Source organism: Amycolatopsis sp. NPDC104587, from assembly GCF_055583645.1.
Genome location: NZ_JBVJNO010000016.1, coordinates 77,666 through 92,142 on the forward strand (window position 1 = coordinate 77,666; position 14,477 = coordinate 92,142).

The following is a 14,477-nucleotide window of genomic DNA, read 5'->3' on the forward strand; positions in this document are numbered from 1 at the left end:
TCACACCGGCCGCGGCGCGCTCGATTTCGGCGGCCCACCGTCCGGGGCGCTGCCGGGCTGCCCGTATCCTGGCGGCCGTGGCGAACCCTGACACGGACACCGTGACCAGCACCGTTGACACCACCGAGCGCGCCGGGGCGACCCCGGACCACAGCCAGCCGTATCGCGAGCTCGGGCTCGCCGACGACGAGTACGCCCGCATCCGGGAAATCCTCGGCCGCCGGCCCACCGACGCCGAGCTGGCCATGTACTCGGTGATGTGGAGCGAGCACTGCTCCTACAAGTCGTCGAAGAAGCACCTGCGGTACTTCGGGGAGACCGCCACCGACGAGATGAAGGCCAAGATGCTGGCCGGCATCGGCGAGAACGCGGGTGTCGTCGACATCGGCGAGGGCTGGGCGGTCACCTTCAAGGTGGAGAGCCACAACCACCCGTCCTATGTGGAGCCGTACCAGGGCGCCGCGACCGGCGTCGGCGGCATCGTGCGCGACATCATGGCGATGGGCGCGCGCCCGCTCGCGGTCGCCGACGCGCTGCGCTTCGGCCCGGCCGACGCCCCCGACACCAAGCGCGTGCTGCCCGGCGTCGTCGCGGGTGTCGGTGGTTACGGCAACTGCCTCGGCCTGCCGAACATCGGCGGCGAGCTGGTGTTCGACCCGTCGTACAGCGGCAACCCGCTGGTGAACGCGCTGTGCGTCGGCGCGATGCGCGTCGAGGACCTGCACCTGGCGTTCGCGTCCGGCACCGGCAACAAGATCATCCTGTTCGGCGCCCGCACCGGCCTCGACGGCATCGGCGGCGTTTCCGTCCTGGCGAGTGACACCTTTTCGGGTGACGAGTCGTCGGGCGGCCGCAAGAAGCTGCCGAGCGTCCAGGTGGGTGACCCGTTCACCGAGAAGGTGCTCATCGAGTGCTGCCTCGAGCTGTTCGCGCAGAAGCTGGTCGTCGGCATCCAGGACCTCGGCGGCGCCGGGCTGTCCTGCGCGACGTCGGAGCTGGCCGCGGCCGGCGACGGCGGCATGCACATCTACCTCGACCGGGTTCCGTTGCGCGCCACGGGAATGACGCCCGCGGAGGTGCTCTCCAGCGAGTCGCAGGAACGCATGTGCGCGGTCGTCTCGCCGGAGAACGTCGAGGCGTTCATGGCGGTCTGCCGCAAGTGGGACGTCATCGCCACCGACATCGGCGAGGTCACCGACGGCGAGCACCTGGTGATCACCTGGAACGACGAGGTCGTCGTCGACGTCCCGGCGCACACGGTGGCGCACCAGGGCCCGGTGTACGACCGGCCGATCGAGCGACCGTCCTTTCAGGACGCTCTGATCGCGGACACGTCGGCGTCGCTGCCGCGTCCGTCCACTCCGGACGAACTGCGCGCGGACATCCTGCGGTTGATCGCGTCGCCGAACCAGGCGTCGAAGGAATGGGTGACTTCGCAGTACGACCGCTACGTGCGCGGTAACTCCGTGCTGTCCCAGCCGTCCGACTCGGGGATGATCCGGATCGACGAGTCGAGTGGCCGCGGGGTCTCGGTGGCGACGGACTGCAACAGCAAGTTCGTCTACCTCGACCCGTACCGCGGCGCGCAGCTGGCGCTGGCAGAGGCGTACCGCAACGTCGCGACGGGCGGCGCGACCCCGGTGGCGGTGTCGGACTGCCTGAACTTCGGCGCGCCGACCGACCCGGGCGTGATGTGGCAGTTCGAGCAGGCCGTGCACGGTCTGGCGGACGGCTGCGTCGAGCTCGGCATCCCGGTGACGGGCGGCAACGTGAGCTTCTTCAACCAGACGGGCTCGACGGCGATCCTGCCGACGCCGGTGATCGGCGTCCTCGGCGTGATCGACGACGTCACCCGCCGCATCCCGACGGGCATCGGCGCGGAGGCGGGCGAAACCCTGCTGCTGCTGGGCGAAACGCACGACGAGCTAGACGGCTCGGCCTGGGCCCGCGAGCTCCACGGCCACCTCGGCGGCGTCCCCCCGCGCGTGGACCTTGCCCGCGAGAAGCTCCTGGCGGACGTCCTGGTGGCGGGCTCCCGCGATGGCATGATCTCGGCGGCCCACGACCTCGCGGACGGCGGCCTGATCCAGGCGTTCATCGAGACAGTCCTCATCGGACAGTGCGGCGCGCGAGTGTTCCTTGACAGCGACGAGGACCCGTTCGTGCAGCTGTTCTCGGAGTCGTCGGGCCGCGTGCTGGTGGCGGTCCCGCGCACGGAGGAGCTGCGCTTCACGGAGATGTGCACGGCGCGCGGCCTGCCGTGGCGCAAGACCGGTGTGGTGGACCCGGAGTCGGGGACGTTGGAGCTGCAGGGGATTACGGAGTTCACGTTGGACGAGCTGCGGACCGCTTGGGAGAGCACGCTTCCCGCGCTGTTCGACTGACCTACGAGGGCGAAGGCGGCGGAACCCGCCGTCTTCGCCTCGTGGGCTCAGCCGAGCTCGGCGACGATCCGTGACTCGCCGTCGCGCAGTTCCTCCAGCTTCCAGCCTGCCGGCAGGCGAACGTCCTTTTCGGATCGAACGCGGGTGTTGTACAGCGAGACCGACTCCGGCAGCGTGGCGAACCGCAGGTCGGTCTGGCCCTCGAAGCCGGTCCGCCGCAGGTCGAGCTCGCACGAGGCGACCACGCCGGTGAACACGGCGTCCTTCCGGAACTTCGCGTCCTTGAACGTCGTCTTCCCGGCGAACGTCGTGTCCGTGAACTCGGCGTCCTCGGCGAAAGTCGTTCCGCTGAACCAGGCGTGGCTTTCGAACACCGCGCCGCGGCAGCGGAAGTAGCCCAGCAGCCGGCCCGAGCCGGTGCCCGCCGCGGTGAGGTACACCCGGCCGGTGAAGCGGCTGCCGCTGAGGTTCGTGCTGCTGTGCAAGGACGCGTACCGCAGCAGGAGGCCGCCGACGAGCTTGCCGGAAAGGTCGAAGTACTCCAGCGACGCGCCGGTCAGGTCCAGGTCGTACGCCGGAGCGTCGTCGTCTCGCGGGGGCAGCAGGTCGGCGACCAGCCGCTGCGCCGTGAGCCGGACCGTCAGCTCGCGCTCCGGTTCCGGGTCGGCGCCGGCATCGGCCGCGGCGGACGGACGGGTGAACGGCCGTCGCAGGTACGAGCACAGCACGTCCAGCACCGTCTGCGTGTACTCCGGCCGGCTCCGCGCCAGTCCCGCCAGCGCGTGCAACGCCCCCACCCGCACCTGGTCGGCGTCGTGCCCGAGCAGCTCGACCGCTTTTGCGAACCGCTCGTCTGCGACGCGCTCGCGGTCCTGCTCCGCGCGCTGCGACTCCAGTTCGTGCCGCCGGCGCTCGATGTCCTGACGCCGTTCTTCGACGCGGCGGCGCCGGTCGTTCAGCCACAGCGCGTACAGCGCCACGATCGCGCCGCCTGCCAGGCCGCCCGTCTTCAGCGCGTCACTGCGGCTGGTGGCGGGGTCGGTCAGCAGCCAGCCGCCGACCCCCAGCAACAGCACCAGCGACGCGAAGAACGTCCACGCCAGCGGTGATCGCCACAGCTTCACCCGCTCAGGAAACCAGCATGGTGCTGATGCAGAAACCCTTGTCGTCGAAGTTCGTCGCGCTCAGCGTGCCCTTGACGTTCTTGCCCGCGGACGTCCCGGTGACCGGGCCCTCGACCAGGAACTCGTCGTCCGGCACCGCACCGAGCTGCAGCTTCAGCGGCGGCTTGAGGAACGTGTCGAGCCACGAGTCGAGCAGTTCCTTCGAGTCGGCGCAGCCCAGCGCGATCGCGCCGGTCTTGTCGTCCGCGTTCAGCTTGTCGATGAAGCTCTGCAGCACCGCCTTGGCGTCCGAGCTGCCGTCCCCACCGGTCGGCGGCTTGGACGCCGACGTCGTCGTCTTCTTCGGGGTCGTCTTCGGCGCCGTCGGCTTCGCGGACGTGCTCGACGCCGGCGGGGCCGCGACGTTCGTGTTGTCGTCCTTCGACAGGAAGAACCCCGGCGCGACAAAACCGGTCACACCCAGCGCCGCCAGCACGACCACCACGGTGGCGCCGACGGCGATCCACATCCCGGTCTTGCTCTTCTTCGGCGGCGCCGGCGGCCCGCCGAAGCCCTGCGAGTAACCGCCGGTCGCCGGGTCCCAGCCCGACATCTGGCCACCCTGGTTCGGGTCCCAGGCCTGCTGGCCGTACTGCTGCGCGTTCGGGTCCGCCCACGCCGGCTGCTGCTGCGCATTCGGGTCACCCCACTGCTGCTGGGTGTTGGGGTCGCCCCACTGCGGCTGCGGGCTCGCCGGGAACCCGCCCGACGGATACCCCTGCTGCTGGCTCGGGTCCCAGCCCTGCGGGTACTGCTGCGTCGGGTAGGGCTGCTGCTGGTTGGGGTCCCACCCGCCCTGCTGCGGGTACGGCTGCTGCTGGAAGCCGCCGGACTGCGGCTGCTGCCCGTACGGATCGGGCTGACCGGGCTGGCCCGGCTGAGGCGGGTACGTCATCTTTCGTGCCTTCCGGGCGCTGGCTGTTCGTGCGCTTCCGACGTCCGGCAGCCCCGTGCGGTTCCCCCAGACGTGTGCGCAGCATTCTGCAAGCTCGGACGGTACGGCATGAAACCGGCTCCCGGCCGAGCCGACGCGAAGTCGTCACGATCCGGGAGCCGGGGGGCGGTGCGGGTCAGCCGTTGGCGAGGGCCTGGAGCCGGTCGTAGGCACCGTTGAAGGTGTCCTGGTCGAGCGGGCTCGAGGTGTACTGCCAAACGGTGTAGAAGCCCCAGTTGTAGGGCAGGGTGCCGACCGACGACGCGTACCGCGCGACCCACAGCGGGGCCGTGCTGGAGAAGTCACCGCTGACGCACTGGCTCCACCAGCTCTGCGACGTGTAGATCACCGGGTATCGGCCGGTCAGGGAGTGGTAGGTGTCGTGGAAGTCGAGGATCCACGACGTCATCCCCGCCTTGCTCAGGCCGTAGCAGGTCGCGCCGTACGGGTTGTACTCCATGTCGAGCGCGCCCGGCAGGGTCTTGCCGTCCTTCGACCAGCCGCCGCCGTGGGCGACGAAGTACCGGGCCTGCGCCGCGCCACTCGCGGTGTTCGGGGTCGCGAAGTGGTAGGCGCCGCGGATGAAGCCCTGGTTGAAGGAGCCGTTGTACTGCTGCGCGAAGTACGGGTTGGTGTAGCTGGTGCTCTCCGTGGCCTTGGTCCAGACGAACCGCTTGCCCTGGTTCCAGTAGGTCGCCCAGTTGACGTTGCCCTGGTAGCTGGCGACGTCGATGCCGGCGACGGTGGCCAGCACCTGGCCGGGGATGGCCTGGCCGGGCTGCGGCTGCTGCGCCGCCTTCTGCGAGTCCGGCGTCGACGTGTCCCCTTCGACGCGCCGGATCTGCGACCCCAGTTCGTGGTTGTGCTGAGCGATGTCCGCGTTGATCGCGGACACGGGGTCGACTTCGGGGGAAAAGGTCGTCGCCTGGGCCGTGCTGCCGAGCAGGAGCAGCGTGGCCGGGACGACGAGGGCAGCGAACAGCCGCCCTCTTCGGGGAATGGACATCGTTGAATCCCTTCACGGATACCCTCGCGGAGGGCGGCTTACTGCAGGTAGCCGCCCGTGCACGATTGTTAAGGACGAAGTGGCGTTTGTCACTCAGTTCCGTGAAATTGGGTATACGTGTGGGTGATTTTCCCGGGAAGACGATCTTCAATTGGTGACTGGTTAACACCTATTACCGGGATGCTGCGCCGTTCGGCCGAGCGTGGGAACCCGCGATCGGGCGGTGCTCAAAACGCCGGCGCGCCGCGGCGGTGGGTCCGAAGTGGCCGCTCGATGCGCGCCCGCCGTCAGCCGAGGGCGAGCGCCCGCAACCGGTCGGCCGAGCCGTTGAACCAGTTCTGGTCGCCCGGCAGGGTGCCGCGGTCGGCGAACTGCCAGATCGTGTGCACCGCCCAGCCGGCCGGGAGCTCGCCGACGAACGTGTTGTAGCGGGCGATCCACAGCGGGTTTCCGCCGAAGCCGCCGTTGTTCGCCGTGCAGCGCTTCCACCAGCTCGTCGACGTGTAGATCGTCGGGTACCGGCCGGTGGTCGCGCGGTAGGTCTCGGAGAAGTCGCTGAGCCAGCGGACCATTCCGGCCGCGTCCTTGCCGTAGCAGGTTTCGCCGTACGGGTTGTACTCCGCGTCGAGCGCGCCCGGCAGGGTCCGGCCGTCCGCCGACCAGCCGCCGCCGTGGGCCAGGAAGTAGCGGGCCTGGGACGCGCCGTCGGAGATGTCCGGGCGGGCGAAGTGGTAGGCGCCGCGGATCAGGCCCGCGTTGTAGGAACCGTTGTACTGCTGGGCGAACTGCGGGTTGACGAAGCCGGTGCCTTCGGTTGCCTTGACGTAGACGAACTTCGCGCCCGACCCCGCGGCGCCGGACCAGTCGACCGGGCCCTGGTGCCCGCTGACGTCGTGGCCGAGCTGCTGGTCTTCGGTCGCGTACAGGACGCCAGGCACCGCTTCGACGCCTTCGACTCTGGCGATCTGCGAACCGGCGAAGTGCTCTTCGGCCCCGGCGTAGACGTCGTCAGCTGTCGCCGGGGCCTGCCCGGCGAAGAGCAGGCCCACGGCCAGGACGACGGGCGGCAGCGAACGACGTTTCACCCTCATGCTCCCCACCGGTCCCGTGAGTTTCCTTCAGCCTCACGATGCACCGGTGTCGCCGATCCGGCGAATCGATGATCACTCGATGGGGTGGTACCCGCAGGTCAGCGCATCTCTTCGGCGAGGGCCTTCACGAGGTGCTCCGCCGGCACCACGGCCGTGATCAGGTCGTGCGGGTTGATCGCGACCGGGTGGCCGCCGAGCAGCCCGACCATGTCGCGGCCGAGCACCGCGCGGGCGTGCGGCCACTCGCGCGGGACGAGCGTCTTGCGCGTGTACGCGGGCACCATCACCCGGCCGTCGGTGTTGTGGAAGCCGATCACGGTCCGCTGCACCGGCGACATCGCGTAGACGAACAGCGTCGCGTCGAGGACGATCTTCGGCAGGTCCGACGCCGGGCGGTGCTCGGTGCGGACGAGCTGCAGCGCGTGCTCGAGGTCGTTCGACGGCTCCGGGAAACCGAGCGCCTTGGGCGAGGGCCGGTAGCGGTCGTTGGGGTGGAAGTCCGCGACGACGTCGCCCGCGCCGTTCACCGGGTACGCCCCGACGACCGCCCACGACGGGACCGGGCCGTTCGGGTCGAAGGCCTCGTCGATGACGTAGAGCCAGCTGTTCGGGTTGGCGCGGGCGTTCTCGCGCATCTCCGCCGTGATCTCGGGTGTGCCGTGCTTGCCGGACCGCCGCGCCTGACGGCCGCCGCGCCGCGCCGCGCGGCTGTGCTTGCCGGGGTGGTCGGCCCCGCTTCCGGTGGGCTGCTGCGAAACCATCCGATCTGCCTCGTCCCGCTGCGCCATCTCATCCCCACGTTCTCGGGTGTGCCTGAAAACTCTTGGTGCGCCACTCTACTGTTTGCCCATGGCCTCTTCGCGTTCGGTCGACCCCGGACAGTTACGTGCGGCGGTGCTGGCGATTTCCCCGTGGCTGCAGGGCGATGCGCCCGACCCGGCGCGGCCCGATCTGGCCGCCGCGGTCCGGCTGAGTCTCCGCGCGCTCGCGGCCGACGCTCCGGGGCGGACGGTCGAGGTGCGCGTGCCGCCGTTCGCCGCGGTGCAGTGCGTGGCCGGGCCGCGGCACACCCGCGGCACGCCGCCGAACGTCATCGAGACCGACCCGCGCACGTGGCTCGAGCTCGCCACCGGCCGGTTGGACTGGACCACTGCGGTGGCCGGCGGCCGGGTGTCCGCTTCGGGCACCCGGGCCGACCTTGCGCAGTGGCTGCCGATCGTCCGCGTCTAGCTACGGCTTGCGGCCGACGCCGCCGGCGATCGTCCGCTGGGCGACGTTGAGCTCCTTGAGCCGCGGGCCGTCCGGCCACCAGTCGGCGCACAGCGTCACGCCGGGGTCGACCATTTCGAGGCCGGGGAACAGCTCTTCGATCTCCTGCTGCGTCCGGAACGTGCCGGAGCCCATCGGGCTGTGCACGAAGAAGTCCTCCATGCGGCGTGCGGTTTCGGAGTCTTCGTTCTCGGGGTCGAAGAAGTGGCTGAGCCCGACGAAGGAGCCGGACGGCAGCGCGTCGACGTACTCCTTCATGATCTCCTTCGGCCGGTCCTTGTCGCCCTTGAAGTGGTGCAGCGTGCCCATCTGCAGCAGCACCAGCGGCTGCGTGAAGTCGATGTGCTCGCGCACGACCTCGTTCTCGATGATCCGCTGCGGCTCGAAGATGTCTTCGGCGACGAAGTGGGTGTGCTCGTTCTCCTCGAGCAACGCGCGGCCGTGCGCCAGGACCACGGGGTCGTTGTCGACGTAGACGACCGTGGCCTCGGGGTGGATGCGCTGGACGACCTGGTGCGTGTTCTCCGCCGTCGGGAGGCCGGATCCCAGGTCCAGGAACTGGGTGATGCCCGTCTGGCCGGCGAGGAACCGGCACGCCCGGATCAGGAAACCGCGGTTTTCGAAGGCGAGGTCCTGTGCCTCCGGAGCGGCCTTCTGCACCTGCCCCAGGACCTCGCGGTCGATCTCGTAGTTGTCCTTCCCGAGCAGGAAAGCGTCGTAGACACGCGCGATGCTCGCTCGGGTCGGGTCGACCCCCACGGGAACTCGTTCGGTCCGGGTCGCGGCGTCGGGCATCTTGAACCTCGCAAGTTCTGTGTCGAAAGTCTCGTACTCTACGTAGAGTAGGACTACACACGCATGCGGTAAACCGGGTCACCTCTTTGCGCAGGACGGCCCAACGTGTACTTTCGGTAGTCGGGCTAGAACCCCCTGGTGACGTGAGCGCGGAAGGTCCGGGAATGAACGCGGTGAACGCGTCCGCAGGCGAACAGAACATCGGCCCCACGGCGCGCCGGATGATCCTGGGCTCCCAGCTTCGGCGGCTCCGTGAAGAGGCCGGCATCACCCGGCAGCAGGCCGGGTACAACATCCGCGGCTCCGAGTCGAAGATCAGCCGGCTCGAGCTGGGCCGGGTCGGTTTCAAGGAACGCGATGTCACCGACCTGCTGACGATGTACGGCGTCGAGGACGAAGGCGAGCGCCAGAGCTTCCTCGACATGGTCAAGCAGTCGAACGAGCCCGGCTGGTGGCGGCGGTTCGGCGACACCATGCCGAACTGGTTCACCGACCTGGTCGGCTTGGAGGAGGCGGCCGCGCGGATCCAGATCTGGGAGCCGCTGTACGTCTCGGGACTGCTGCAGATCGAGCCGTACGCCCGGGCGATCTTCAGTCACGGCCGCTCGGAGATGGCGGACGAGAGCGTCGACCAGCTGGTCGCACTGCGGATGCGGCGCCAGAAGATGTTCAGCAGGCCGGACGCCCCGCGCGTGTGGATGGTGCTCGACGAGTCCGTGCTGCACCGGCCCATCGGCGGAACGCGCGTGCTGAAGCAGCAGCTCGAGTACCTGCTCGAGATGAGCGCGCTGCCGAACGTCTCCGTGCAGGTCCTGCCGTACGAGCGCAGCGGGCTGTCGGCCGAGCACGCGTTTTCGCTGCTGCGGTTCGGTGAGCCGGAACTGCCCAACATCGCTTACATCGAGTACCTCACCGGCGCGCACTACGTCGAGAAGCGCGAAGAGATCGAAAAGTACAGCCGGCGGCTGGACATGCTGGCGGTCGACGCGGCCACTCCCGAGCGCAGCCGTGAGTGGATCTCGAAGCGTCGCCAAGAGATCTAAGATCACTGGTCAGACCGGTCACGTGGCGTAGTTTTCACTGTTCATTGATCCGGTGACGTTCACTCTATAGAGTTACTGTGCACAAAATTCTGCACGTGCATTTACCGTTGCAAGAACACGTGCTAGCGTTCGTCACGCGGGCAAATGCACATGCAGATGCATCGCCTTGAAATCTTCCGCATGGAGAGGTGGGACCCATGGCTGAGCGATTCGAAAACGGCATCCCGGCCGACCGGCTGTCCGGAGCCGCGTGGCGCAAGGCGAGCTACAGCGGTTCGGTCGGCAACTGCGTCGAGGTCGCCCCGCTGTCCAGCGGCGAGATCGCGATGCGCAACTCGCGCTTCCCGACCGGCCCGGCGCTCGTCTACACCCGCGCCGAGATGGCGGCGTTCCTCGCGGGCGCCAAGGACGGTGAGTTCGACGATGTCCTCGGCTGAGGCCGTCGCCCCCGTCTTCGACATCGAGACCGGCCTGCAGGAGCTGGTGGCTCGCGGCTACCAGTTCGTCCACCCCGCCGACGAGCGCGGCGAGGTCCTCGCCGTCGTCGGTGTGCGGGTGCACGACGACGTGGTGGACGTCGTCCGGCTCAACGCCGAGGACGACGTGGTGGCGACCCGGATGCCCGGCACCGAAGACAACATCTTCGAACCGGAGCGCTGGCTGTGGCGCCGCAGCGGTGAAGGAGCCCAGGTGCTCACGGAGATCCTCTCGTTGCCGGACGCGTGTTAGTCAGCACTGTCTGCAGGCCCTGTCCGAAGTGGTCGGAACCACTCCGGGCGGGGCCTGACTCATGTCCGGACCGTCTACACTGAAATCGGCCTGACCACGTCTTCCTGGGAGCACCTCGGTGGTTTCCGACCCGCAGCTCGTGTCCGACCAGCCCGACCCGGAACCCCGCGAGGAGTGTGGCGTCTTCGGCGTCTGGGCTCCCGGGGAAGAAGTCGCCAAGCTGACCTACTACGGCCTCTACGCTCTGCAGCACCGTGGGCAGGAGGCCGCCGGCATCTCCGTCTCCGACGGCTCGCAGATCGTGGTCTTCAAGGACCTCGGCCTGGTCAGCCAGGTGTTCGACGAGCAGATCCTGCAGTCGCTGCAGGGGCACATCGCCGTCGGGCACTGCCGGTACTCGACGACCGGCGCCACCGTCTGGGAGAACGCCCAGCCGATCTTCCGCACGACCGAGACCGGCAGCGGCCTTTCCTTCGCGCACAACGGCAACCTCGTCAACACGGCGGAGCTGCGCGAGCGCACGATCGCCGCCGGGCTCAAGCCGCACGCGGGCCTGACCGGCTCGTCCAGCGACTCGGACCTCATCTGCGGGCTGCTCGCCGCGAACGCCGCGGACAAGGGCATCGAAGCCGCCGCCATGGAGCTGCTGCCCACCCTCCAGGGCGCGTTCTGCCTGGTGTTCTCCGACGAAAACACGCTGTACGCGGCGCGCGACCCGCACGGCGTGCACCCGCTGGTGCTCGGCCGGCTCGAACGCGGCTGGGTCGTCTCCAGCGAGACCGCGGGCCTCGACATCGTCGGCGCGTCCTTCGTGCGTGAAGTCGAGCCGGGCGAGCTCATCGCCATCGACGCCGAAGGCCTGCGCTCCTCCCGGTTCGCGAACCCGGACCCCAAGGGCTGTGTCTTCGAGTACGTCTACCTCGCCCGCCCCGACACCACGATCGCCGGCCGCGGTGTGCACGCCACCCGCGTCGAGATCGGCCGCCGGCTCGCCACCGAGCAGCCGGTCGAAGCCGACCTCGTCATGCCGGTGCCGGAGTCCGGCACCCCCGCCGCGATCGGTTACGCGCAGGGCTCGGGCATCCCGTACGGCACCGGCCTGGTGAAGAACGCCTACGTCGGGCGCACGTTCATCCAGCCGTCGCAGACCATCCGCCAGCTCGGCATCCGGCTGAAGCTGAACCCGCTGCGCGACGTCATCCGCGGCAAGCGCCTGGTCGTGGTGGACGACTCGATCGTCCGCGGCAACACCCAGCGCGCGCTCGTCCGGATGCTGCGCGAGGCCGGCGCGCTCGAGGTGCACGTCCGGATCGCGTCGCCGCCGGTGCGCTGGCCGTGCTTCTACGGCATCGACTTCGCCTCGCGGGCCGAGCTGGTCGCGAACGGCGTCGACCTCGACGGCATCCGCCGCTCGATCGGCGCCGACTCCCTGGGCTACATCTCGCTGGACGGCCTGGTCGCGGCCGCGGAGCAGCCGAAGTCGCGGCTGTGCACGGCGTGCTTCTCCGGCGAGTACCCGATCCCGCTGCCGGAAGACGCGCTGATCGGGAAGCACCTGCTGGAAAGCCTCGACGCGGTCAATGGCGCGGCGAAGCCGGTCAGCGCGGCCGGGTACGGTGCCGAAGACGCCATCCGGCGTCCCTAGCCCGTCCGGGCCAGTCCTTCCAGTTGGGAGTCCTTCAGCCGTGAGCGAGTCCACGAGCGCCACGTATGCCGCCGCCGGCGTCAGCATCGACGCCGGCGACCAAGCCGTCGAGCTGCTCAAGCCCCACGCCGCACGGGCGACGCGTCCCGAGGTGATGGGCGGCGTCGGCGGCTTCGCCGGGCTCTTCTCGCTGAGGCTCGACAAGTGGAAGGAACCGGTGCTCGCGTCGTCGACCGACGGCGTCGGCACGAAGCTCGCCGTCGCGCAGGCGCTGGACAAGCACGACACCGTCGGCATCGACCTGGTCGCGATGGTGGTCGACGACCTGGTCGTGACCGGCGCAGAGCCGCTGTTCCTGCAGGACTACATCGCGGTCGGCAAGGTGCACCCGGAGAAGATCGCGGCGCTGGTCGGCGGCATCGCCGAGGGCTGCGTGCGGGCGGGTTGCGCGCTGCTCGGCGGCGAGACGGCCGAGCACCCCGGCCTGATGGGCGAACACGACTACGACATGTCGGCCACCGGGGTCGGCGTGGTCGAGGCGTCCGCGCTGCTTTCGCCGGAAAAGGTCCGTCCGGGTGACGTCGTGCTGGCGCTCGGCTCGTCCGGACTTCACTCGAACGGGTACTCCCTGGCCCGGCACGTGCTGCTGGACATCGCCCGGATGCCGCTCGAGGGGCACGTCGAGGAGTTCGACCGCACCCTCGGCGAGGAGCTGCTGGAGCCGACGCGGATCTACGCGAAGGACTGCCTCGCGCTGGCCGCGGAGACCGAGGTCCGGACGTTCGCGCACATCACGGGCGGCGGCCTGGAGGCCAACCTCGCCCGCGTCATGCCGCGCGGCCTGGTCGCCCGGCTCGACCGCGGCACCTGGACGCCGTCGGCGGTGTTCGCCCTGATCGGCCAGCGCGGCAAGGTCGAGCGCGCCGAGCTGGAGAAGACGTTCAACATGGGCGTCGGCATGGTCGCGATCGTCGGCCCCGAGGACGTCGACCGGGCGCTGGCCATGCTCACCGCGCGGCACGTCCCGGCGTGGGTGCTGGGCGACGTCCAGCCCGCCGACGACGTCGACGGCCCGCGTGCGCTGCTTTCGGGCGACCACCCGCGGTTCTGAAACGCTCTTGCTCACGGCTGTCACACTGATCGGGTGGCAGCCGAAGACGTGGTGGTCGGCTCCCGGTTCACGATCCCGGGAGCCGAGTTGAGCGAGCGCTTTTCGCGCTCGTCCGGCCCGGGCGGGCAGGGCGTGAACACCACGGACTCGCGCGTGGAGCTGTCCTTTGACGTCGCCGCGTCGCCGTCGATCCCCGACCACCTGCGTGACCGCGTGCTGGCCGGGCTCGGCCCACGCCTGGTCGACGGCGTCCTGACGATCGCGGCCAGCGAACACCGCTCCCAGCTGCAGAACCGCGAAGCCGCGCGAGGCCGGCTGACGAACTTGCTGCTCGACGCGTCGGCCCCGCCGCCCGCCAAGCGACGCCCCACGAAGCCGTCTCGCGGTTCGAAGGAGCGTCGCCTGGCGTCGAAGAAGCGCCGGAGCGACGTGAAACGAGGCCGCTCCGGCCGCTTCGACGACTAGCTCAAGGACAGGTGCACACACTCACCCGCCGGCCGATAGCCGACCCGGGCGTAGATGCTCCCGATCCCCAGGTCACCGGGGGTGAGGAACGCCGTGTGCGCGCCGGCTTCGTGGGCGTCGCGGGTGAGCCGGGCGGTGAGCGCGGCGGCGATGCCGCGGCCGCGGTACGCCTCGAGCACGCCGATTCCGGCGATCTCGGTGGTGCCGTCGACGATTTCGAGCGCGACCCCGCCGCCGACGACCACGCCGCCGTCCTCCGCGAGGAGGTGCCGCCCGCTGGTCTTCGCCTGCTCGATCTCGTCGTCGCCGACTTCCGCGGGTTCGCCGAATGCCATGTTCTGCGCCGACCGCATGCGCCGGAAGTCCTCGTCGGACTCCGGTGCGCGCAGCCGGATCCCCGCGGGGACCGGCTTGTCGACCCGCTCGGCAGGAGCGCACGTCATCAGCGGCACCCGCCGTTCGAGCTCGTACCCCGCGTCGAGGAGCAGTTTCTCCAGGTCGGGGGCGATTTCGGTGAAGTACTCCAGCCGCGGGAGCAGGTCCCGCCGCCGGTAGGCCCCGGTCAGCGCGTCGATCTCGGCCGCCGTCGGCCGCGCGCCGTCGTCCGGGATCGCGTAGTTGAGCATCGGGTGGTCGGTGCCCACCGAGTAGGTGGCCAGGAACGGGCCGACCCGCTCGGTGTCCCGGCCGCGGGGCGCCGTTTTGCGGACATAGGTCTGGATGGCAGACATTGCTGGGTTGGAGCCTTTCGAGAGCGTGTCAAGGAACCGCGGCCCGGAACGGGACCGGCGGGGTGGACGCTGGGCGTCGGGCCTAGCGCGGGCCGACGCCGGGAGCGGCGC

General features: G+C 69.8%; 15 protein-coding genes. 8 read left to right on the forward strand and 7 right to left on the reverse strand.

Annotation, left to right across the window (positions count from 1 at the left end):
* Positions 1–77: 77 nt before the first annotated feature.
* Positions 78–2,384, forward strand: coding sequence for a phosphoribosylformylglycinamidine synthase subunit PurL (gene purL, locus ACZ61C_RS39040; protein ID WP_465312957.1), 2,307 nt, complete (start codon positions 78–80; stop codon positions 2,382–2,384).
* A 47-nt stretch (positions 2,385–2,431) separates the two neighbouring features.
* Here the strand turns inward: purL and ACZ61C_RS39045 are convergent, their stop codons facing one another.
* From ACZ61C_RS39045 to ACZ61C_RS39065, 5 genes are all read right to left on the reverse strand, one after another.
* Entirely contained in the window at positions 2,432–3,508 is a 1,077-nt protein-coding gene (locus ACZ61C_RS39045; protein WP_465312958.1) for a pentapeptide repeat-containing protein, read from the reverse strand.
* Positions 3,509–3,512: 4 nt separating this feature from the next.
* Positions 3,513–4,442 (reverse strand): hypothetical protein, encoded by a 930-nt coding sequence (locus tag ACZ61C_RS39050; RefSeq protein WP_465312959.1) that lies wholly within the window; start codon positions 4,440–4,442, stop codon positions 3,513–3,515.
* A 175-nt stretch (positions 4,443–4,617) separates the two neighbouring features.
* On the reverse strand, positions 4,618–5,487 hold the full coding sequence (locus tag ACZ61C_RS39055; protein ID WP_465312960.1) for a lysozyme: 870 nt from the start codon (positions 5,485–5,487) through the stop codon (positions 4,618–4,620).
* Positions 5,488–5,774: 287 nt separating this feature from the next.
* Entirely contained in the window at positions 5,775–6,578 is an 804-nt protein-coding gene (locus ACZ61C_RS39060; RefSeq protein WP_465312961.1) for a lysozyme, read from the reverse strand.
* Positions 6,579–6,676: 98 nt separating this feature from the next.
* A complete protein-coding gene (locus ACZ61C_RS39065) occupies positions 6,677–7,366 on the reverse strand; it encodes a type VII secretion system-associated protein (protein WP_465312962.1) in 690 nt (229 codons plus the stop codon).
* Positions 7,367–7,427: 61 nt separating this feature from the next.
* Here ACZ61C_RS39065 and ACZ61C_RS39070 point away from each other — a divergent pair, with 61 nt between their 5' ends.
* Positions 7,428–7,808 (forward strand): sterol carrier family protein, encoded by a 381-nt coding sequence (locus ACZ61C_RS39070; protein WP_465312963.1) that lies wholly within the window; start codon positions 7,428–7,430, stop codon positions 7,806–7,808.
* Here ACZ61C_RS39070 and ACZ61C_RS39075 read toward each other — a convergent pair whose 3' ends face one another.
* Positions 7,809–8,606, reverse strand: a complete 798-nt coding sequence (locus ACZ61C_RS39075; RefSeq protein WP_465313124.1) for an SAM-dependent methyltransferase — start codon at positions 8,604–8,606, stop codon at positions 7,809–7,811. It abuts the gene before it with no gap.
* A 200-nt stretch (positions 8,607–8,806) separates the two neighbouring features.
* Between ACZ61C_RS39075 and ACZ61C_RS39080 the strand changes: the two genes are divergently transcribed.
* The 6 genes from ACZ61C_RS39080 to arfB all read left to right on the forward strand — a co-directional run bounded on the left by ACZ61C_RS39080 (position 8,807) and on the right by arfB (position 13,635).
* Entirely contained in the window at positions 8,807–9,685 is an 879-nt protein-coding gene (locus ACZ61C_RS39080) for a helix-turn-helix domain-containing protein (RefSeq protein ID WP_465312964.1), read from the forward strand.
* Between the two features lie 197 nt (positions 9,686–9,882).
* Positions 9,883–10,122 carry a DUF397 domain-containing protein gene (locus ACZ61C_RS39085; RefSeq protein ID WP_364522306.1) on the forward strand — a complete coding sequence of 80 codons (240 nt, stop codon included), beginning with the start codon at positions 9,883–9,885 and terminating at the stop codon, positions 10,120–10,122.
* A complete protein-coding gene (locus ACZ61C_RS39090; protein ID WP_465312965.1) occupies positions 10,109–10,414 on the forward strand; it encodes a hypothetical protein in 306 nt (101 codons plus the stop codon). The genes ACZ61C_RS39085 and ACZ61C_RS39090 overlap by 14 nt, the downstream gene beginning before the upstream one ends.
* A 118-nt stretch (positions 10,415–10,532) precedes the next feature.
* Complete coding sequence (gene purF, locus ACZ61C_RS39095) at positions 10,533–12,059, forward strand: amidophosphoribosyltransferase (RefSeq protein WP_465312966.1); 1,527 nt, start codon at positions 10,533–10,535, stop codon at positions 12,057–12,059.
* Positions 12,060–12,099: 40 nt separating this feature from the next.
* Positions 12,100–13,170, forward strand: coding sequence for a phosphoribosylformylglycinamidine cyclo-ligase (gene purM, locus ACZ61C_RS39100; protein WP_465312967.1), 1,071 nt, complete (start codon positions 12,100–12,102; stop codon positions 13,168–13,170).
* A gap of 48 nt (positions 13,171–13,218) precedes the next feature.
* The gene (gene arfB / locus ACZ61C_RS39105; RefSeq protein WP_465313125.1) at positions 13,219–13,635 is read left to right on the forward strand and encodes an alternative ribosome rescue aminoacyl-tRNA hydrolase ArfB; all 417 of its coding nucleotides are present in this window, start codon (positions 13,219–13,221) and stop codon (positions 13,633–13,635) included.
* Here the strand turns inward: arfB and ACZ61C_RS39110 are convergent.
* Complete coding sequence (locus ACZ61C_RS39110) at positions 13,632–14,366, reverse strand: GNAT family N-acetyltransferase (RefSeq protein WP_465312968.1); 735 nt, start codon at positions 14,364–14,366, stop codon at positions 13,632–13,634. The two genes, arfB and ACZ61C_RS39110, sit on opposite strands and share 4 nt — an antisense overlap.
* Positions 14,367–14,477 lie beyond the last annotated feature (111 nt).